The organism is Chryseobacterium tructae (genome assembly GCF_030409875.1).
GTDB lineage: Bacteria > Bacteroidota > Bacteroidia > Flavobacteriales > Weeksellaceae > Chryseobacterium > Chryseobacterium tructae.
Genome location: NZ_JAUFQR010000001.1, coordinates 1842603 through 1861234, shown reverse-complemented (window position 1 = coordinate 1861234; position 18632 = coordinate 1842603). Strand labels below are relative to the sequence as shown.

Here is an 18632-nt window from a genome sequence, read left to right as displayed (position 1 = left end):
TGAGTGGATATTTTTACCACCCGTCTTCATCTTCCTTTTTATAATAAACCGAATTGATGATACTGTAAAGAACAAACAAAGAACCTATTTGTATTACATTCCGTTTGCCTACTCCTCTACTTTTACCATTTTATACCATCTTAATGATATTTTAGGAATCTATAAAATCGAAGGTTTTGGTATTTTCATCATCAATATACTTAGACTGATTCAGCTTTTATTTGCTTTTATCATTATCCTGTTTCCTCCTTTTTATTCTTATTTTATGATAAGACACTTAAAAGATCCACAAGAGAAAAAATGGGTAATTACTTTATTAACGACTCTCTATTTATTATTATCTACCTGGCTCATTACGTATATGGCTGGCTTCTTTTTAGGAATAGACGTTTCCTCTACCATGAGTGGGCTGGCTTTAGCGGCAACATTTATCATGCACTGGACAGCCTATATAGGCATTTACAAGTACAAGCTTGCCAAAAACAAAGATGCTGTCTACAATCTTTTAAATCAAGATTCAGTTATTTCGCATATGGATTTGCAAATTGTACAGAATAGCACTCCACAAGAATATAAAGAATCTATCACGGCAGATAATCTTTATTTCCAAAAACTGGAAGCTCTTTGCAGAGATCAGCATATTTATACCGACAGTACATTAAACAGAGAAAAAGTGGCTGAAAAACTAGGAATAAGCCCTGGATATGTTTCCCAAATTGTAAACACAATAACGGGCGACAACTTTGCCCATTATATCAACCAATATCGTGTGGAAGCTGTGAAGGAAATGATATCAGATCCGGAATATGAAAACTATACTTTGCTGACCATAGGATTAGAATCCGGATTTACTTCAAAAACAACTTTTTATAACGCCTTTAAAAAAGTGACTGGCCAGACACCCAATGAATATAAAAACACCCTCAAATAAGTACCATTTTCTCCATTTTTAAGCTTTTGAAACCTGTTCTAATTTGAATTAATTGAGTTTTGCATTTCAATAATTCAAATAACTTTTTTATGAAAAAAACGGTTTTTTTACTCATCACTTTGTTTGCTTTTTATTCTGTTAAAGCTCAAAGTGAAACTGATGTAAATCCTTATCAGAAAAATAATGAAATTAAATTAAACTTAATCGCGCCGTTATCCGGTGCTGTAGAAGTAGGTTTTGAACGGTATCTCAGCAAAAATTCTTCATTGGGAATTTCTGCATTTAAAATTTATGACAATACAAAAGAGGATGATATGAATTACTACATCTCCCCTTATTACAGATATTATTTTGGAAAAAAATATGCTTCCGGTTTTTTTGTCGAAGGATTTGGAATGTTCACTTCCATTGATGGAAAGAAAATATATGCTGCAGATAATCGTACGTTCACTGAAGGTAAGAATGTGCATGATCTTGCACTGGGCGCTGGATTGGGATGGAAACTGGTCACAAAGAAAGGATTGGTTTTTGAAGCCAACGCAGGCTACGGAAGACTTGTCTTCAATGCAAACAAAACAGATCATGACCAGGTTGTAAAGCTAGGCTTGAGTATTGGCTATCGATTTTAATACCTCATCTGTCTAAAAAGTCACAAAACTATAGAATGAAAAAATCCCGACGAAAGTTGGGATTTTTTTTGCGAAAATTGAATTAATCTAAAGAAAAAAGAGATTTACCGATGATAAGGAGAGTTATGTTTCATCAAATTTTTGAACATAGGATTCTATAATCAGATATATGTTTTGTTTTTGAGTGGGCTTTTGGGGTTATCCAATAAGTCATTGGCAATCTGTACCATTCCATTATTATTGCCTCCGCCCCAAATAGCCCTTCCGAAAATATAACTCGTTGTATATTCTTTCCAGGTGCTGCAATATTTTTTCAATTCCTTGTGGGATTTTGCTAAATACTCTATGAGTTCTTTTTCTGAGATATAACCCAATTCGTAACAACAGCGTGCTAAAAATACACTTCTTCCATAATTCCAACCGCTATCTTTTGTTTTTTTTAATTGAGTAAAGTCTGTAATAACCTTCTGCTCAATCAATTCAGGAACAACACTTCTCAGTTTTCTGAATAGGTCTACATAATATTCAAAAATACCAGCTTCATTTGATAGATTTGATCTTAAAATATCAGCATAATTTTCCGGATTTTCAAATGCTTTATACACAATATCAAGGTTTTCATCCTGATTTCTGTCGTGTAAATTCTGAAGAATCACTATAGCCTGATTTTGATCTGATATTCCCCAATACGTTTCAACCAGTGTTGTAATATCAGATTTATTCAAACCTGTTTCATAAGAATTCAGGTACGCCGATTTTTGTTCAGCATACATCGAACCTACGAGCAAATGATCTAATAAATAACCGCTGACTGTATTTTTATCATTTAATCGTATGCTTTTAAATGAATTAAAAAAAATTGAAAAAAATCCCATGTTGTATTAAGACATTTTTAGATTAGAGAATTTATCCTGTAAAATTTTTACAAATCTTTCCCCAACGACCTGATACTTTGCTCTCATTTCCAATTGCTTCTTTAGATTGAGCATATCTCCCGGATCAACTCTGTAATTCAGTCTATCATGAATTTCAAGAGACAGCGAACTTCCGTCAATATCAAAAGTAATAACATGGGTTTGAGGTAAATATTCTTCTGATAATTTCGAATAAGCACCCAATTTCGATTTCAGGATTCCTCCATATCGAAGACTTGCATTTTCAATTCTAAAATGATCAAATACAATGTGTTCATCTAATTCGTTCACTGTATTGGTACTGAAAAAATGAAGATCGTTTCCACTTAACACCCAGAAACAATCTGTTTCAATCCGTCTAAGTTTTACACCAATCGTTGATAATGCTACATTTTTTATCCCGTCAGTTAAAAGCTCCTGCACTTTATCGGTTGTTGACTGAGGAACTGAGGCAGAAGTAAAAGCATCAATGCGTTTACCATTCATCCACTGTGTTAATTTTGAAAAATCCTGAGCGAGAAGCTCTTGTTTGTATGGGTCATATTTAGTTCGTTCAGAATCTAAATCAATTTCTGATTTTGCAGTTTTGTGCTTTTTATTCATGATGATCATGAAAGCTACACCTGCAATGATTGCTACTACTGGAATTAAAAATAATGGGTTCATATTTTTTGAGTTTAAGTTTTTGTTTTTTTAATATTTGTTGAATCTATTTTTTAATCATCTGAACTTCTATTTTCAGAGAATCTCTTGTTAAGATGACAGAGTTTACCTTTCCATTACTGAAATTAAATGTTAACAGGTTCGGATAATCTACAATTCTAAAGGTTCCATTTTTCAGATAGAGTAATTCATACTCATTTTTCCCTTTAAAATGTTCCAAAATTGGAGACTCTACATACAGACGGTTATTCTTTTCCAGAATTTTCGTTTCCATTCCCTGTCCGTAGAGAAAATCATCATAGGTTCCAATGAGTTGTTTTTTAAGACTTAATGGGAGTTCCTGAATATCTTCATGAGTTGTTTTATTCCAATCCATCACTGTGAGAATCTTTGCTCTGGTATAATTCATTACAGGAAAACGGTTCGGTTTTTCGCCATTGGCAAGATATACCATCCCATTACCATCTGTCATAGAAGCCAAAACATTGCCTCCAACTCCAGTATTGGAACCATTACACGAGAACCAATCATAATTACTATATCCAAAAGATTTTTGCCAGCCATAACTCCATCCTCCAACCGCATTTTTCAAAGCAGTCACTTTTGTTACTTCTTTTGCGATCTGATGAGAAATCACCTTATTGTTTTTATTGCGTAGCGCATTTTGGATCTCAATGGAAAGTATAGCCAGATCTGTAGGGGTAGACCATAACCCAGATGGTGCAACCTGAGGCGTGATGGGTAGACCTGTTTTTATCACTTTTCCTTCTTTATCATGTACAAAAGCCACATTCTTTAGAAATCCTTTTTCATTAGGCTGAATCATTGTGGTATTTTTCATTCCAAGAGGTGAAAAGATATATTCTTGTGCCAATTCTGCAATAGATTTATTCAAAGTATCTTCTAATGCCATTTGGATGATTACATAGCCACCACCGCTATATTCAAAGCTGGTTCCCGGTGTAAACAAAAATTCAATTTCCTTATCGTATCTTGGAATCTGCCCTAAAAGGCTTTGCGTTATTGTTGGAATTGCTTCTCCTTCGTAATGGTCTTCAAATCCACCCTGACTTGTACCGGCCGTATGATTTAAAAACTGTTTCCAGGTTGGATTCTTATTTTCAGTAAACTTACTTTTTGGCAAATGCCATCGCTTTAGGTATTTATCTATTGGATCATTCAGGTTAATTAAGCCTTTTTCTTCAAGAATATGGCAAAGAAGTGCAGTGATTGGTTTTGCAATAGATGCTGTAGAAAAAGCCGTGTTTTCATCTAATTTTTCTTTAGAATCCATTGACTTCACTCCTACCTGATTTGAATAAACAATCTTATAATTTTCAAAAACCACAAGGCTAAATCCAGGAAGCTTATACTTTTCTAATTGTGGCTTAATGTTTAAACTATCAGTAAGAAAGCTGTAATCTCTTTTTTCCGAAAAAACTTTTTTACTTGTTTGGCAGCTTGAAAATAGCGCTATAAGAATTAGTAAATAAAAGGAGCTTTTCATTGTATCGTTTTTTATGTTAAAAATTATTTCGATACAAAGATGTGGAAGAGCTCAAAGCTATGCGACCGAGTAAATGTAGTCGGTCGAATTTGTATAAAAAATGGGTAGGAATCTTTATAAAAAAGAGTTCGAATAATTACAAAACACTGTTTTACATTCCCTTACGGTAAGCTGTTGGTGTATTGCCTGTGTGTTTTTTAAAAGCAGTATTGAAAGAAGATTTTGAATTAAAGCCAACTTCGTATAGAATTTCTAAAACCGTTACCTTGCTTTTTGAAGTATCTTTTAAAATATCCTTAGCACTTTCTATTCGATAGGCATTTACGAAGTCATAAAAATGCTGCCCTAATTGATGATTGATTAAAAGAGATAAATCCCGAACAGGAATTTCAATATCATTGGAAACATCCTGAATGGTAAGTGAAGAGTTCAGAAAAGGTCTTTTCTCAACCATATATTTTTTTAGCTTCAAAAGGTCTTCATTAGGCTCCCTTTCATCTTCTACTGATTCCTTACTATTTTTTTCTTCAGAAACAAGCTCAGAAACAAGCTTTAATTTTGAATCAATATTTCTAAAAAGACCAGGGTTATTTAGCGCTTTGAATAGATACCAACAAAAAACAAAAAGAGAGGACGATAAAAGGCCGATCTTGATCCATTCGGAAATATATTGATAGTCAGAAAATTTTAAAATATTTTTCAAAAAAGCTACCGCATATAAAATAGTCAGTACAATGGTAAACTGGAATAACCAATTATAGGAACTGATGTTTTTTCCGGCATAGTTTTCAAGATATAGTTTCTTTGTTTTTCTTAGTACTCTAAAAACAGAAATAATATATAGAACCATCTGCAGATGTATTAAAATATGAATAAACCGGACTTCTATCATATTTTGACGATTCTGAATAAAACTCATTTTAGAAGCTTCATCCACACCATAAAAACGGGGCAGTAAAACCAAATTAACCATTAAAAATGGAAGCACATGCAGCCAATATTTTGGCTTTAACTTAAAATCAGAGTAACAAACTGATATTACATACAGATAAAAAACAGGAATTTGCAGAAAAGCAAAGGTAGTCCTAAACATTCCCAGATTAGACGGACCATCAATCATCATGTTAAACAAAGGCTCACTAATATCTATTGCATTTAATATTAGAAAAAGAGCAAATAAAGAATTGCTTGTTTTGTACTTTGTTTTAAGAGTAATCAGAAAAAATGCTAAAAACAATGAAATGAATAAAGAGATTATATTTACAATAATTAATAAATTAATATTATCCATCCTTTATTCTTATTTGTTTATTGTTATTTCGTTTTTAAATTTTTATTGGAATCCTGAAAGTCTATCAAAATTAAAAATCCAACAGATGCAAATATAAAAATTAGATTGACTTTGTTTGATTTTTTTTCATCAAAAGTATCTTAAATAGACTCCCAGTAGACGAACAAATCCCAAATCAATGATTTTCAACAACATAAATGTAAAACATTTTCAAAATCGGCAATAAGAAAGCTGAGATTGAAAAATCAATTTATTACAAATTTAAAGTTGATGCAAAAAAGCACGTTGTTACTGTAACCAGAATTGATAATCAATCAACTATCAAGATCACTATAGCGATTTACTCCTTCCTACAGCTTCTTTTACCCCACCTTTTGTCAAAATTATAGAATTGTAAATACCCTTACTATCCGGAATAAATTCAATTGTTCTATCATTATTATCTGCCCTGAAAAATTTGGTTTTAGACTCTGGGATGAGCTCCATCTCCACGTTATTAAAATAAAGTTTACCGTCAATTTTCAATATGGTAATTTTATCATATTTACCGATGTATTGATCATATAAACTCGGAGTTATTTCAACTCGATGATGTTTGTAAGGAAGCTCGACCTCTTTTCCCAATGCAATGGCGGAAAGTCCATAACTTATGATATGGGAAAATGATTCGTTATTGGAAAGTACGGTCACAAAAAGTTTATCATCCGTAAATCGGTTAAAGGAAGTCATGGTACCAAAAAATCCACCGTCATGAGCAATTAATTGATGTCCGTGATTGTAAAATGGATTGATGATAAAGCCATATCCCCAATTTTCAGTGCCATAAGGCTTAAACATTAGGGTTTTCATCTGTGCAGAAAGAATACCGGTTCCATATAGTGTTTTATCCCATAACGCCAGATCTTCAACAGTAGAATATACCCCATCATGCCCTACATTAATTTCCCAATTGATATAAGGATTCTGAATAAAACCATTTTCTGTCTGATAGTAAGCTCTTGCTTTTTTTTCAACGATAGACTTATTATCACTAATACCTGTATTATTCATCCCTGCTTTTTCAAATATATTCTTCTTTAAAAAAACGGCATATTTTTCACCTGATACTTTTTCAATGATCTTAGCCAATAGATAATAGCCAATATTGCTGTATCCGCTTTGAGTTCCCGGAGAGAATTCATAAGGCATTTTTTTTATCGCGGCATAGGCAGAATCTTTGTCCACCGAGCTTAAAGCTATGTCTTTAAAACCCATAGTCAGCCCTGAGGTATGAGATAAAAGCATATGAATCGTAACGCTATCAGCCTTGGGGTAATCTGGAAAGAACTTACTCAGTTTATCATTAAGGGACAGCTTCCCTTTTTCAATCAATAGAAGTATAGCTGTGGCAGTAAATTGTTTTGTGACTGAGGCTAACTGAAATTTAGTATCAACGGTATTTTTAATATTCCACTCGTAATCTGCCAAACCATATGCTTTTTTTAATAAAACATGGCCGTCTTTCGACACAAGGACAGCTCCACTAAAATTATTTACTTCAACCTGAGCTTGCATATATTTCTCAAGATTAGTGGGCACATTTTTCTGCCCAAACATAAGAATTGGGAATAACAGGATGACTAGAGTGAGCTTCATAAACTATATAATGATATTATTAGATTACAATGTTACTACTTAATCAACCATCATCATTGTATTTTTGTAAACCCTTCTAAATAAACATCCACTTTATAAGACCTTTTTCAAGTGTTGTTGTTTTTGAAAAAAAAACTTTTGGTGTAAAACCTGTTAACTTTTTAAAATCCCGGATCATGTGTGACTGGTCAAAATAATCTACATTATAAGACAATCCTACTCTATTTTGATCATTAAGCTGGCTTTGAATAGCTGCCCTAAATCTGATAATTTTTTTGAATTGAGAGGGTGTTTTACAAATATGCTGATCAAATGCTTGTTTATTGTTGTTCTTGACCGGCCTGTTGTATAAGACAATTGGGTCATAGATTGATGGAAGTTATCTGTATGAAGCATTTCGGATAGTATTTCCGCCAATAAAGCATTCTCAAACGGGCGAAATTTTGAAAGCCAATACAATTCTATTGCCTTGATTTTTTCATCCGGATCTTTTAAGGAAAGAATGGCTGCCATCGTTTCTTTATAATCTTCATAGGGACTAAAATCAGGAAAACTTCCTTCTGAATAATCTTTTAAATTGCCCGGTATAAAAGCATTTATCCCTAATGGTTTGAAATAAGTAGTAATTTCATTGATTGTCCCTTCATATTTAATCAATACCGGTTCATTAAAGTTGCTTACCAGATTGGTTTCAATTGGATTGGACTGACAGTATCTGATTGTCATTTTATCTTTGATGATCAAAGTTTCTGTGTTCTCACTAATCGTGACAATTGTATAAATGCTTGGAAAGGTAAAATAAGTCGCAGAAGATTCTTCAGCAGTCTGTTCGAGGATATAAAAGCATTCAATATATTTTTTTAGTATGGAATTTTCAGGGGTATAGACTTTTATGGTCATTCTTTTTAGCCTTAAATTTATGTGGAGTCAGCTCAATCGTGCTTTTTTATATATTGATTAAAAATTCAATTGCAATACTTCCCTTACTCTAAAAAGCTAAAACCACGAGTCATACAATACAAATAATTAATAACCAGTGACAAGGTCAGTCACATACTTGGCCAATCTACTCACGCTTTCCATTGATATAAGCATACATTGCTGTAGCATGCCCATGTCCTAATTCAAAATCATTCTTTAACCAATTGATTATTTCCGTTGCCTTTACTCCCTTCTTTATTTTTCCATCTTCCGTAAATCCTTTTTCAATAGCTAAATTTTCAAAATCAGAACGCGATTTTCCCGTTTTTTCTTCGATGTTTTTAATATAGGTTTGAAATGACATAATTTGTTATATTTTCTGGTTACTTTTTATTTTTAAATATACACTTTTAAAATATGTGCTCGCATATTCTGTATTTATAAAACTAGACAAAGGAGCCACTTCAAGTTATTTACTTTCTGATTTATCCATTGGGAGTGATAAATTGTAACGCTTCTTCTAATTCTGTTTCATCAAAGTATTTCTCTTCCAAAGCAGGGTTGAATAAATGGAGAACTTCATTTTCAATACTGATTACCGACTTCATAAAATTGGAATGGGATACCACCGCACAACGTCCTATCTTTCCAAAGTGTTTAATGCCCCATAGTTCACCTTCAAAAAAACCTTTTAATTTCATGTCTTTAATTACTGACATATCTTTGACCTTTATAAGTATATTGACATGCTGATATCCTTTATTCAATTTTTCATCAAAATGCTGTTCAATAAACAAAGCATCTTCTTCTGTAAATGCACCCATTATCTCCAGGGCAATAGCATTATCCTTACATTTTTTTATTTCGTTTATCATAACAATTTGTTTTTAAGTATTTACTTTTTAGTACCCCTTGTAATATATTATTAAACAAACATTTCAAGTGTTGTATTATTTTATCTGATCATCAAATAATCAGCCACTTGCTTTAGCTTCGAAAAGATTAACAAAAATTCTGATCAGGTACACATTCTACAATTTGACAAAATTTGTTTTTTTGTCAAATATATTTTATCTTTGCTCCGAAATTACCTCTATTTATGTTTTCATCCATACAAAATGAACAGGATCAACTTTCAGAACAGATCCTTCATGCTGCCTCTGAACTTTACCTGAAGTATGGTTTCAAAAAGGTGACCATGGATGATATTTCCAAAGCCATTGGTAAAAGCAGAACTTCTATTTACTATTATTTCAAAAACCGTGAAGAAGTATTTCAGGCTGTACTGAACTCCTTGGTAATAGAAGTCGCTTCTGAAATAGGAAGTGCTATGAACGAACAATCTACATTGGAAGAAAAAATAAGAACATTCTGTCTCACCAAAATTAAAACTTCTGAGAGTAAACAACCATTTTTTACCGCTGTAGAAGCTGGAATGAATGCTGAAGAAAAATCAAGACACACCCAGGTTATGGAAGTGGTTCATCAACATCTGATGGAAGGAGAAAAAATTCTTCTTGAAAAGGCTATTACAGAGAGTATGGATAAAAAAGAAATTCGCCCTTTAACACTTGAAGAGCGGGCTACTGTTATTTTCATTTTGCAAAGCAGCATTAGAGGAATTAAACGTGAAATGCTTTTAAAAAACAGTTTTGACGACTTAAATACAACCGTAGACGTATTGACTTCAATGACCGTTAAATGGCTTGAATAAAATTTTTTATCTCAATTTTGACATTTTTACAAAATTTGTCAAAAAGTTTATTTTAAATATGAAAAAATTAAATACGATCAGTACATTCAGAGCTTTCCAGAGCAGAAATTATACCTTGTATTTTTTCGGACGCTCTGTATCACAGTTTGGTACGTGGATGCAGCGTACGGCTGTTGTTTGGGTGGTGTATAGCATGACCCATTCTGCATTTATGCTTGGACTGACCATTTTTGCAGAACAGTTTCCTTCTTTTTTATTCTCTGCTTTTGGCGGTGTGGCTGCCGATAGACATAATAGATTGAAAATCATTCATATCACACAGATTGCATCATTAATACAGTCTGTTTTACTTGCTATTTTAGTGATGACAGGACACCAAGATGTATGGCCAATCTTGGGATTGAGTGTATTACTCGGCATCATCAATGCTTATGATGTTCCGGCAAGGCAATCCTTGATTAATGAAGTAGTACATGATCCCGCAGATCTGCAAAGCGCTCTTTCTTTGAGTGCATCCATGGCAAGTCTTGCCAAATTATTAGGGCCTGCCCTTTCCGGAATTATATTGCAACAGTTTGGGGCTGGTGTCTGTTTTCTTCTGAATGCGGCTAGCTTTGCTGCTGTTATGATTTCCATTTCCATGATGAATGTTTCCAAACTCTATCACATTCAGGATAAAGTAAAGAAAAGCGTTTTTAAAGAACTGGTAGAAGGATTCAAATATATCAAAAGTGAGCCTTCCATAGGATGGGTGATCATCATGCTAAGCGTTACAGGATTATTTGTCCTTCCATATGACACGCTTATTCCGGTCTATGCAAAAGAGATATTTAAAGGAGATGCCAAACGTTCGGTTATATATCCAGTTTTATCGGAGCGGGAGCTGTGCTGGGAACGATTATTCTTGCTTCTTTAAAGGAAAATGTATCCATGAGGAAAATATTGATCGGCAGTACCATTATTCTAAGTGTGGGGCTTATCTGTTTCTCTTATACAACCCACTTTATGCTTGCCATGTTCTTTGCTGCAGTCACCGGTTTTGGAGGCGTTACACAATTTACCACCTGCAACATTATTGTACAGTCTGAAGCAGTGCCTGAAATGCGTTCCAGAGCGATCAGTATACTCTTAACAGCCATATTTGGAATGTTGCCTTTAGGAAGTTTGCTTATCGGGATCATTTCTGAAAAAATAGGAGCTCCCAAAACGTTACTTTTTGAAGGAATTGCGGGGGTGGTTATCGCATTCGCATTTCGGAATATTCTGATTAAAAAGAAAAAAGAATCTCCACCGGATCAGCAACTTTTAGAAGATTCAGAAGAGTTATTCATCAATAAAACTTAATACAATAAAAATGGAAAAAACAAAAAAAGCCCTATTGGTTATGGACATGCAAACTTCAATTTTGGGTTCATTGTCTGACTCAACAAAATTAATTACCGATACCGCCCAGGCAATTAAAGCAGCAAGGGTAAAAGAAATTCCGGTTATCTATGTTGTTGTTGGATTCAGACAGGGAATGCCGGAAATAAGTAAAAACAATAAGGTATTTTCAACGATAAAAGAACATATGGCCACTGTTGACATGAAAGAATGGACAAAGATTCATCCCGGCGTAGAGCCTCATGAGCAGGATATTATTATTACCAAAAACGTTTCAGTGCTTTCACCGGAAGCGATCTGGAAGTGGTACTCAGAGGATTGGATATTGACCATCTGATTCTGACAGGAATTTCAACCAGCGGAGTCGTTCTTTCCACTTTAAGGGAAGCTGCTGATAAAGATTATAAGCTAAGTGTCATAGAGGACTGCTGTGCAGACAGCGATGAGGAAGTACATCGTATTCTTATCAACAAAATATTTCCAAAACAAGCAGAAGTTATTTCTCTGGAACAATGGAATATATTATAGATACCAATAAAATGCGATTGAAAAATAGGAGACCTATACTCCTGTTCTTTTTTTAAAGGTACTGGTATTTACATAATCAATAGTAAATTCTGACATCCATTCCGGCCTTTTTTACATTTACCAACGTATAAAATTTCATTAAAATTACATGCACAAGTACTCATCGTTTACTTTTAAAGAGCAATCTGAACATTTTATATCTTTACTACGCAAAAATCCGGGAAATGAAAGTAACCAAAGAGATTTTTACTGAACCTGCCATTCCCAACTCTTTTTCAGTAGAGCGGGTTGAAAAATGTATTGTCAACATGCATGGTTCCAATAGACTCAACTACCATCGCATTATATTGGTGGAAAATGGTATGGGAAAACTCATTATTGATAACAGGTCATTTGAGATAAGAAGCCACGAAGTTTTCCTGATGTCCAAAGGACAAATTTATAGATTTGAAAATACCTCCATGATAACAGGATATATGGTTTCTTTCGGCGATTGTTTCTGGGATCAGACCCCGAGAAGTGCCAGCAATTGTAAAGCCGTATTATTTAATAATACAACCGTTAACCAGCACCTCCAGCTTAATAATCTGGAACTGAGTGAACTTACATTTCTTTTCAATACACTGCTCAAAGAATATCAATCTTCACCATACATCAATCAGTTGGATGCAGTAGCTGCTTACCTAAAAATCATCATGATCAAGCTCGCCAATATAAAAATTACAGAAGAAGCAACTTTCGACAGTCAGGATTATTTGTTGTATCGAAAATTTATGGAGCTGCTCAGTACAAGGTTTCGTGAGTCTCACTCTGTTACTGATTATGCAGCAATATTAAATATAACTTCCCGCAGACTGAGTGAACTTTGTAAAAGATGTGGTGGTATTCCCGCAAAAGAAATTATTAATGGACAGATCATTGCTGAAGCAAAGCGCTATTTGCAATTCAGTTCCACTCCTGTAAAAGAGATTGCTTATGAACTTCATTTCAGTACCCCGGAGCAGTTCAGCCATTTCTTTAAAAAGAATACAAGCATATCCCCTGCTGATTACCGCAATCAGTTTATTAATATCGGAGTATTAGGTAAATTTTGACATATCAAACGTCTCTATTGGTATTCCCTGAGCCTCTTAATGAGAATAAATTTGTATAAAAATATTTTCATTATGTCAGTAAATCGTTTTAAAGAAATAGCCGGTATCACCGTGCCGGATAGTACAATTGCTACACAAGCCACAGAGCTTTTGCTGGAACATGGTACAGCATTCATTTATAATCATTCTCTACGGGTTTTCCTATTTTCATCATTGAATGCACAGCGAAAAATCTGATTCATGATACAGAGCTGCTGTATGTAGCTTCGGTATTTCACGACTTGGGACTTGTTTCGCATTACAGCAGTCCTGACCTTCGTTTTGAAGTAGATGGAGCCAATGCAGCCCGCGATTTCTTAAAAAGTCACGGCTTGCCAAAAGATAAAATCCAATTGGTATGGGACACCATTGCACTGCATACAACGATTGGTATCGCAGAGCATAAGGAAAATGAAGTTGCCCTGATGTATTCAGGGGTGGGTCTGGATGTTATGGGAGAAGGTTATGAACATTTGACTACCGAACATAGAGAGGAAATCATAAAAGCATTTCCCAGAGACGACTTCAAAAAGAAAATCATTCCTACATTTTTTGGCGGATTCGAACACAAAACAGACACGACCTTTGGTAATATCAAAGCTGATGTTTGTAGTTTTATGATTCCTAACTTCAAGAGGAAGAACTTTTGTGACTGTATTCTGCATTCTCCCTGGAGCGAATAAGAACGTCCTTTACAATAAATAAAAATCAATCCTGTCATTCTTTCATTATAGAGAATGGCAGGATTGTGCAGATATTTATTATATTAGTCTATCCATGTCTGGAAAAGTTTGGAAATAACCTTCCATTTTCCTTCTACCTTAATCAGCGCATGATAATCCATACCATCCTTTTCTGCAGCGTTTTTTTCATATACAATACGAGCCAATGCGATACGATCCGTTTTATGGAGAATATCAATATGTGTTTTGATATTAGGCGCCTTTCCATGTTTTGCTACGGAGTCGTATAAATTAGCAATTCCCCCTTCTACAAGATATTCATCCCAATATCCATACATAATGGCATCTTTATAAAAAGATTCCCGAAGTTGTTTTATCGATAATATCCAGGTTGAATGAAGCCGTAAATGAAATAGAAATATGGGATAACTATTTTACAGACCTTATATTTTCCCGTAAAACCCATCTGCTTCCTCTATTAGAGTCGTCATCAACTCACCTGCTTTTGTATGTTTTAAGTTCGGGGCTATTTGCCCTCCCCAAAATAGTACCATATCCCATTTCTCTTTTTCTATGGCAGCCTTTCGCAAAGCGGACATGAACTGAGATTGTAATGGAAAAGGGAGAAACTCTTTTTCTCTCCCTGAGAGTTCATTAGTAATCCTATTGGCAATTCCTCTTCCTAATCTGCCTGTATAGGCACGCGTCAACACTGTATGTTGTGCTTTCTCTGAAAACAGCATTTCTCGATGAATTGGCAAAGCATTTGATTCCTGACAAGCGAAAAACGCTGTACCAATTTGCACGGCATCTGCTCCCAAAGCAAAAGCTGCAGCCATACCTTTCCCTGTTGCGATACCGCCTGCAGCAATTACTGGTATTTTCACTTTCTCCCGGATCAACTGGAGCAGCACAAAGGTTCCTACTAGCGAATCTTCCGCTGTATCTAAAAATGACGGACGATGTCCTCCTGCTTCAAAACCGGAAGCTACAATCATATCTGTTCCTGAGGCTTCCAATGCTATCGCTTCTTCTACAGTAGTTGCTACTCCTATCGTTATAATTCCCCTTTTTCTGCACTCTTCTAAAATATCTTCCGGCAATGTCCCAAACATATAACTAAATACCTTAGGACGAATATCAAGTATCGCTTGCATTTGGTTTTCAAACCGCGATTGAAACAGAGCTGGTTTTGGTGGCAGATCAATTTCAAGTTCTTCAAAATAGGGTTTAAATAATTTGACAGTCTGATTGTAGAGTTCATCAGAAACTCCTTCATCAGGAATATCGTGATCTGAAACCCATAAGTTCAAATTATAAGGTTTATGGGTAGAAAGTTTTATCTGTTTATTTATTCCAACAATTTCCTGCGGAGTATTTGTATAGACTCCATATCCTCCCAATCCCCCAGCATTTGAAACCGTTGCTGTTAAGTCTACTGATGACAAATTTCCACCAAATGGCCCTTGTAGAATGGGATAATCAATTCCCAACAATCCACTTACTTTTGTTCTGTTCCACATAGGTTTATATTTTATAAAACGGGAGCTAATTCTGTAAGATATACAACTTCAATCTTGTCATCTGCAATTTTACCTTTTACCAATTCAAAGAAATCCCTGGAATAGGTTCTATTTTTATGTTGTTCAAACGCTTCGTCATCGTCATAAGACTCATACACAATTACTTTCTGCGGTGAATCTTTCTGAAGGGTTACCACAAACAGCTGGCATCCGAGTTCTTTATTACTTTCAACTTCCATTGTATTCAATGCCTTTTTTACTTGGTTTTCAAAACCTGGCAGAATAGTCATTGTCGCAATAAGGGATGTTTTAGGGTTTTGTTTCTTTTTTAAGTTTTCAGCAGTCTCATCTGCTATATCTGAGATCATCTTATTTACCAGCAACCATCTCCCATCAATGCTATGAAAAGATAAGAATTCCTGATAGATAAAATCGTACATTGTTACTTTCACTTCAGCATAGGCTATTGAGTTAACTACTTTTACAGAAAGAATCTCCCCTTTGAATGGTTTCCCTGAATCTTTTGGACTCTGACGGTTTTTGACACCATCAAGATAGTCTTTCAGGTTTTTAGCATAAGGTTGTCCTTTTACATCTCCAAAAAGCAATGTCGTAGGATTATAAATGGTACTTAACAAAGTTGTATCGCCTTCAAAGATTCCTTTAAAATAAATATTTTCCAATAAATGGGATATTACTTGTATATTCTTTTGCTGAGTTGTTTGTGTTTCCATTTTGATTCGATTTTGTGCTTTACTACCCCACCAAAAGAAAGATAGTAAAGCTGTTATAAATATGGTTTTCATTTTAATGGAGATTATAACCTGCTCCCATACCCATCTACATTGATAATTGCACCGCTGATAAAGTTGCTCTTGGCCACAGTATATACCATTTCTGCTATATCTTCAACTTCACCCACTCGATTAAGCAAATGCAGGCCAGCCATTTTATCACTGGTATCACCATGCATAGGTGTTCTGATAACACCAGGAGCTATTGTATTAATACGTATATTCTGTTTGCCAAACTCTGCGGCTAATTGAACGGTAAGCGCATGTATTGCTCCTTTACTTGCAATAGGAGCAGTAGCCGGAGCTCCTCCTAATCCCAAATTTACCAGTGGAGTTCCTACATTAATCACTGTTCCACCCTGTTGCTTTAGCATTTGTGGAATAACGGCTTGTGTTGTAAAGAATGTCCCTTTTAAATTTGTATTCAAAAAACGGTCTAAATAATCCTCGTCAACCTCCAGAAACGGTTTATTGTCAAAAATCCCTGCATTATTCACCAATATATCTACACTTCCGAATCTTTCTAAAGCAACAGAGACCAACATTTCTCCCGTATTTTTATCCTTCACATTGCCTACAACCATTGCAAGATTTTCTCCTGCTCCTAACTTTTGATATACTTTTTCTAATTTTTCCGATGTTGATGAGTTGATGACAACATTGTCTCCTCTATCCAGAAAATATTGCGCAACAGCTTCACCAATTCCGGAAGAAGCTCCTGTTACGATTATGGTATGTTTTTTCATTGTTTTACTTTTTTGTAGCTGTTATTCCCTTTTCACGTAAGACAGATACCTGGTCTCCAGCGTATCCCCAATCATCCAGTTCTATTTCCTGTATCACTATATGGGTAAGATGAGGATCTTTGTTTAATACATCTGTAATAAGATCTGTAATTCCTTTCATCAGTTTTTGTTTCTGCTCGCGGGTAACTCCTTCGCGGGTCAGTTCAATTTTTACGTATGGCATATCAGCTGTTTTTATGCTGAAACCGGTTCTGTTACCAATTTCGCGGTTAATGATACATTAAGTTCAAAATCATTGTAAATAAGGGTATCCCCTAAGTTCTGAAAGAAGTTTCCTGAACGGAATTTGATTCCAAACTGGGTACGGTCAACAATAATCTTCCCTGAAGCGGCTAAGATGTTATCATTAACTGCTACAGTCATATAAAACCCAACAGGATTCGTAATTCCTTTGATGGTAAGGTTGCCTTCAACATGATTGCTGCTGACTTTAGAAATCTCAAAATATGATTCAGGATAGTGGTCGATACTGAAAAAATCATCTGAAGCCAAGTGCCCTGCAAATTGTGCATTGGTATCAGGATCAGTAATGTCTAAAATTGTAATAGAAGTGGTGTCTACAATGAACTTTCCGGCTGTAAGCTGTCCATCCGATACAATAAGTTCTCCCTCCTTAAGATTAATGGTTCCATTATGGGCTCCGGTTACTTTTCTACCTACCCATTCAATGTTGCTCTGTGCAACTGCGATGTTGAATTTTTGTGTTCTCATTGCTTTGTATTTAAATTGTTTTAAATTTCTAATACAAAGTAACTATGAGTGAACGGGGAAGTTAGGTGATCTACATCACTTTTTGTCTGACTGGTAAAGACGGCTCAATGTTTCCCTGGAAACGCCAAGATAAGATGCAATAAGATGTTTTGGAACGAGACTGTAAAGCTGGGGATACATTTTAAGGAGTTCTTCATAGCGGGTTTTGGTATCATTATTCATAAATGATAATAGCCTCTTCTGAGAGGCAACATAACCTCTGTTGGTACGCCAGCGAAAAAAGTGTTCCATCTGATGAATCTCACTGCATAGCTTTTCCCTATCAGTATTGGATAACTTCAGTACTTCGGCATCGGTAATACAATCTATATTGATCTTGGCCTTTGTCTTACCATATAGTGCTTCATAGTCGGATGCCCACCATGTCGGCATGGAGAATTGGAGGATATACATTTTTACCTCATCATTGATATAAAAAGATTTCAGGCACCCAGTGATGACAAAATATTCATCTTCTACATCATCTCCTTCCCTGATAATAACTTGCCCTTTTTTGAATGAAAGAGGTTTGAAATGCGACAGAACATATTCAAATTCATCATCAGCCAGGTCTACTGTTCTGGAAATATACTCCTTCAAAATATCTACTCCGTGCATATTGATACATTTTTTGATGTTTTAAATTTAAACAATAAAGTCAATATATATCGAGAATATTATTTTGTAGGTCGGCTTTATAATATTTATATGGATAATAAATATGATCAGAAATCAATTATTTGCGGTTCTTCATCAGATTACAATTCTTTTATAATAACATTTTTGCAATAACCTATTTTTGAGCAAGATATCCGAATTCGAAAGAA

Annotated in this window: 21 protein-coding genes and 2 pseudogenes; 8 read left to right on the top strand and 15 right to left on the bottom strand. The window is 34.8% G+C overall.

Translation table 11 applies throughout. The features are described from left to right. Positions 1-88 precede the first annotated feature (88 nt). Positions 89-931 (top strand): helix-turn-helix domain-containing protein, encoded by an 843-nt coding sequence (locus QWZ06_RS09145; RefSeq protein WP_290297409.1) that lies wholly within the window; start codon positions 89-91, stop codon positions 929-931. A gap of 89 nt (positions 932-1020) precedes the next feature. Then, positions 1021-1560, top strand: coding sequence for a DUF3575 domain-containing protein (locus QWZ06_RS09140; RefSeq protein ID WP_290297407.1), 540 nt, complete (start codon positions 1021-1023; stop codon positions 1558-1560). 161 nt (positions 1561-1721) lie between these two features. Here the strand turns inward: QWZ06_RS09140 and QWZ06_RS09135 are convergent, their stop codons facing one another. The 8 genes from QWZ06_RS09135 to QWZ06_RS09100 form a co-directional block, all read right to left on the bottom strand. Then, a complete protein-coding gene (locus QWZ06_RS09135) occupies positions 1722-2435 on the bottom strand; it encodes a DUF1266 domain-containing protein (protein ID WP_290297405.1) in 714 nt (237 codons plus the stop codon). 6 nt (positions 2436-2441) lie between these two features. Then, the gene (locus tag QWZ06_RS09130; RefSeq protein WP_290297403.1) at positions 2442-3140 is read right to left on the bottom strand and encodes a Z-ring associated ZapG family protein; all 699 of its coding nucleotides are present in this window, start codon (positions 3138-3140) and stop codon (positions 2442-2444) included. 43 nt (positions 3141-3183) lie between these two features. Continuing rightward, positions 3184-4644, bottom strand: a complete 1461-nt coding sequence (locus tag QWZ06_RS09125) for a serine hydrolase domain-containing protein (protein WP_290297401.1) — start codon at positions 4642-4644, stop codon at positions 3184-3186. Between the two features lie 151 nt (positions 4645-4795). Next, a complete protein-coding gene (locus QWZ06_RS09120) occupies positions 4796-5632 on the bottom strand; it encodes a helix-turn-helix domain-containing protein (protein WP_290297399.1) in 837 nt (278 codons plus the stop codon). 633 nt (positions 5633-6265) lie between these two features. Beyond that, on the bottom strand, positions 6266-7570 hold the full coding sequence (locus QWZ06_RS09115) for a serine hydrolase domain-containing protein (protein WP_290297398.1): 1305 nt from the start codon (positions 7568-7570) through the stop codon (positions 6266-6268). A 216-nt stretch (positions 7571-7786) separates the two neighbouring features. After that, entirely contained in the window at positions 7787-8470 is a 684-nt protein-coding gene (locus QWZ06_RS09110) for a hypothetical protein (protein ID WP_290297396.1), read from the bottom strand. Positions 8471-8636: 166 nt separating this feature from the next. After that, a complete protein-coding gene (locus QWZ06_RS09105; RefSeq protein ID WP_290297395.1) occupies positions 8637-8855 on the bottom strand; it encodes a DUF4287 domain-containing protein in 219 nt (72 codons plus the stop codon). Between the two features lie 121 nt (positions 8856-8976). Next, positions 8977-9366: a SpoIIAA family protein gene (locus QWZ06_RS09100; RefSeq protein ID WP_290297393.1), complete on the bottom strand. Its 390-nt coding sequence runs from the start codon at positions 9364-9366 to the stop codon at positions 8977-8979. Between the two features lie 224 nt (positions 9367-9590). Between QWZ06_RS09100 and QWZ06_RS09095 the strand changes: the two genes are divergently transcribed. The 6 genes and pseudogenes from QWZ06_RS09095 to QWZ06_RS09060 all read left to right on the top strand — a co-directional run bounded on the left by QWZ06_RS09095 (position 9591) and on the right by QWZ06_RS09060 (position 13932). Next, on the top strand, positions 9591-10205 hold the full coding sequence (locus QWZ06_RS09095) for a TetR/AcrR family transcriptional regulator (protein WP_290297391.1): 615 nt from the start codon (positions 9591-9593) through the stop codon (positions 10203-10205). A 58-nt stretch (positions 10206-10263) separates the two neighbouring features. Next, positions 10264-11549 (top strand): annotated as a pseudogene (locus QWZ06_RS09090) (MFS transporter). A 10-nt stretch (positions 11550-11559) separates the two neighbouring features. After that, positions 11560-12116 (top strand): annotated as a pseudogene (locus QWZ06_RS09080) (cysteine hydrolase family protein). A 224-nt stretch (positions 12117-12340) separates the two neighbouring features. Next, complete coding sequence (locus tag QWZ06_RS09070; protein WP_290297382.1) at positions 12341-13210, top strand: AraC family transcriptional regulator; 870 nt, start codon at positions 12341-12343, stop codon at positions 13208-13210. A 72-nt stretch (positions 13211-13282) separates the two neighbouring features. Next, positions 13283-13447: a hypothetical protein gene (locus QWZ06_RS09065; protein ID WP_290297380.1), complete on the top strand. Its 165-nt coding sequence runs from the start codon at positions 13283-13285 to the stop codon at positions 13445-13447. Positions 13448-13491: 44 nt separating this feature from the next. Continuing rightward, entirely contained in the window at positions 13492-13932 is a 441-nt protein-coding gene (locus tag QWZ06_RS09060) for a hypothetical protein (protein WP_290297378.1), read from the top strand. An 83-nt stretch (positions 13933-14015) separates the two neighbouring features. Here the strand turns inward: QWZ06_RS09060 and QWZ06_RS09055 are convergent, their stop codons facing one another. The 7 genes from QWZ06_RS09055 to QWZ06_RS09025 all read right to left on the bottom strand — a co-directional run bounded on the left by QWZ06_RS09055 (position 14016) and on the right by QWZ06_RS09025 (position 18423). Continuing rightward, on the bottom strand, positions 14016-14309 hold the full coding sequence (locus QWZ06_RS09055) for a nuclear transport factor 2 family protein (protein ID WP_290301319.1): 294 nt from the start codon (positions 14307-14309) through the stop codon (positions 14016-14018). 66 nt (positions 14310-14375) lie between these two features. Further along, entirely contained in the window at positions 14376-15455 is a 1080-nt protein-coding gene (locus QWZ06_RS09050; protein ID WP_290297375.1) for an NAD(P)H-dependent flavin oxidoreductase, read from the bottom strand. 11 nt (positions 15456-15466) lie between these two features. Then, the gene (locus QWZ06_RS09045; protein ID WP_290297373.1) at positions 15467-16189 is read right to left on the bottom strand and encodes a nuclear transport factor 2 family protein; all 723 of its coding nucleotides are present in this window, start codon (positions 16187-16189) and stop codon (positions 15467-15469) included. A gap of 83 nt (positions 16190-16272) precedes the next feature. Further along, entirely contained in the window at positions 16273-16995 is a 723-nt protein-coding gene (locus QWZ06_RS09040; protein ID WP_290297371.1) for an SDR family NAD(P)-dependent oxidoreductase, read from the bottom strand. Between the two features lie 4 nt (positions 16996-16999). Beyond that, positions 17000-17218, bottom strand: a complete 219-nt coding sequence (locus tag QWZ06_RS09035) for a tautomerase family protein (RefSeq protein WP_290297369.1) — start codon at positions 17216-17218, stop codon at positions 17000-17002. An 11-nt stretch (positions 17219-17229) separates the two neighbouring features. After that, positions 17230-17766 (bottom strand): YceI family protein, encoded by a 537-nt coding sequence (locus tag QWZ06_RS09030; RefSeq protein WP_290297366.1) that lies wholly within the window; start codon positions 17764-17766, stop codon positions 17230-17232. A 75-nt stretch (positions 17767-17841) separates the two neighbouring features. Beyond that, a complete protein-coding gene (locus QWZ06_RS09025; protein ID WP_290297365.1) occupies positions 17842-18423 on the bottom strand; it encodes a Crp/Fnr family transcriptional regulator in 582 nt (193 codons plus the stop codon). Between the last annotated feature and the right edge of the window lie 209 nt (positions 18424-18632).

Coding starts and splice junctions, on each gene's coding strand:
- QWZ06_RS09140 (WP_290297407.1), top strand. CDS start 1,021: ATGAAAAAAACGGTTTTTTTACTCATCACTTTGTTTGCTTTTTATTCT.
- QWZ06_RS09135 (WP_290297405.1), bottom strand. CDS start 2,435: ATGGGATTTTTTTCAATTTTTTTTAATTCATTTAAAAGCATACGATTA.
- QWZ06_RS09130 (WP_290297403.1), bottom strand. CDS start 3,140: ATGAACCCATTATTTTTAATTCCAGTAGTAGCAATCATTGCAGGTGTA.
- QWZ06_RS09125 (WP_290297401.1), bottom strand. CDS start 4,644: ATGAAAAGCTCCTTTTATTTACTAATTCTTATAGCGCTATTTTCAAGC.
- QWZ06_RS09115 (WP_290297398.1), bottom strand. CDS start 7,570: ATGAAGCTCACTCTAGTCATCCTGTTATTCCCAATTCTTATGTTTGGG.
- QWZ06_RS09110 (WP_290297396.1), bottom strand. CDS start 8,470: ATGACCATAAAAGTCTATACCCCTGAAAATTCCATACTAAAAAAATAT.
- QWZ06_RS09105 (WP_290297395.1), bottom strand. CDS start 8,855: ATGTCATTTCAAACCTATATTAAAAACATCGAAGAAAAAACGGGAAAA.
- QWZ06_RS09100 (WP_290297393.1), bottom strand. CDS start 9,366: ATGATAAACGAAATAAAAAAATGTAAGGATAATGCTATTGCCCTGGAG.
- QWZ06_RS09095 (WP_290297391.1), top strand. CDS start 9,591: ATGTTTTCATCCATACAAAATGAACAGGATCAACTTTCAGAACAGATC.
- QWZ06_RS09070 (WP_290297382.1), top strand. CDS start 12,341: ATGAAAGTAACCAAAGAGATTTTTACTGAACCTGCCATTCCCAACTCT.
- QWZ06_RS09065 (WP_290297380.1), top strand. CDS start 13,283: ATGTCAGTAAATCGTTTTAAAGAAATAGCCGGTATCACCGTGCCGGAT.
- QWZ06_RS09050 (WP_290297375.1), bottom strand. CDS start 15,455: ATGTGGAACAGAACAAAAGTAAGTGGATTGTTGGGAATTGATTATCCC.
- QWZ06_RS09045 (WP_290297373.1), bottom strand. CDS start 16,189: ATGGAAACACAAACAACTCAGCAAAAGAATATACAAGTAATATCCCAT.
- QWZ06_RS09040 (WP_290297371.1), bottom strand. CDS start 16,995: ATGAAAAAACATACCATAATCGTAACAGGAGCTTCTTCCGGAATTGGT.
- QWZ06_RS09035 (WP_290297369.1), bottom strand. CDS start 17,218: ATGCCATACGTAAAAATTGAACTGACCCGCGAAGGAGTTACCCGCGAG.
- QWZ06_RS09030 (WP_290297366.1), bottom strand. CDS start 17,766: ATGAGAACACAAAAATTCAACATCGCAGTTGCACAGAGCAACATTGAA.
- QWZ06_RS09025 (WP_290297365.1), bottom strand. CDS start 18,423: ATGCACGGAGTAGATATTTTGAAGGAGTATATTTCCAGAACAGTAGAC.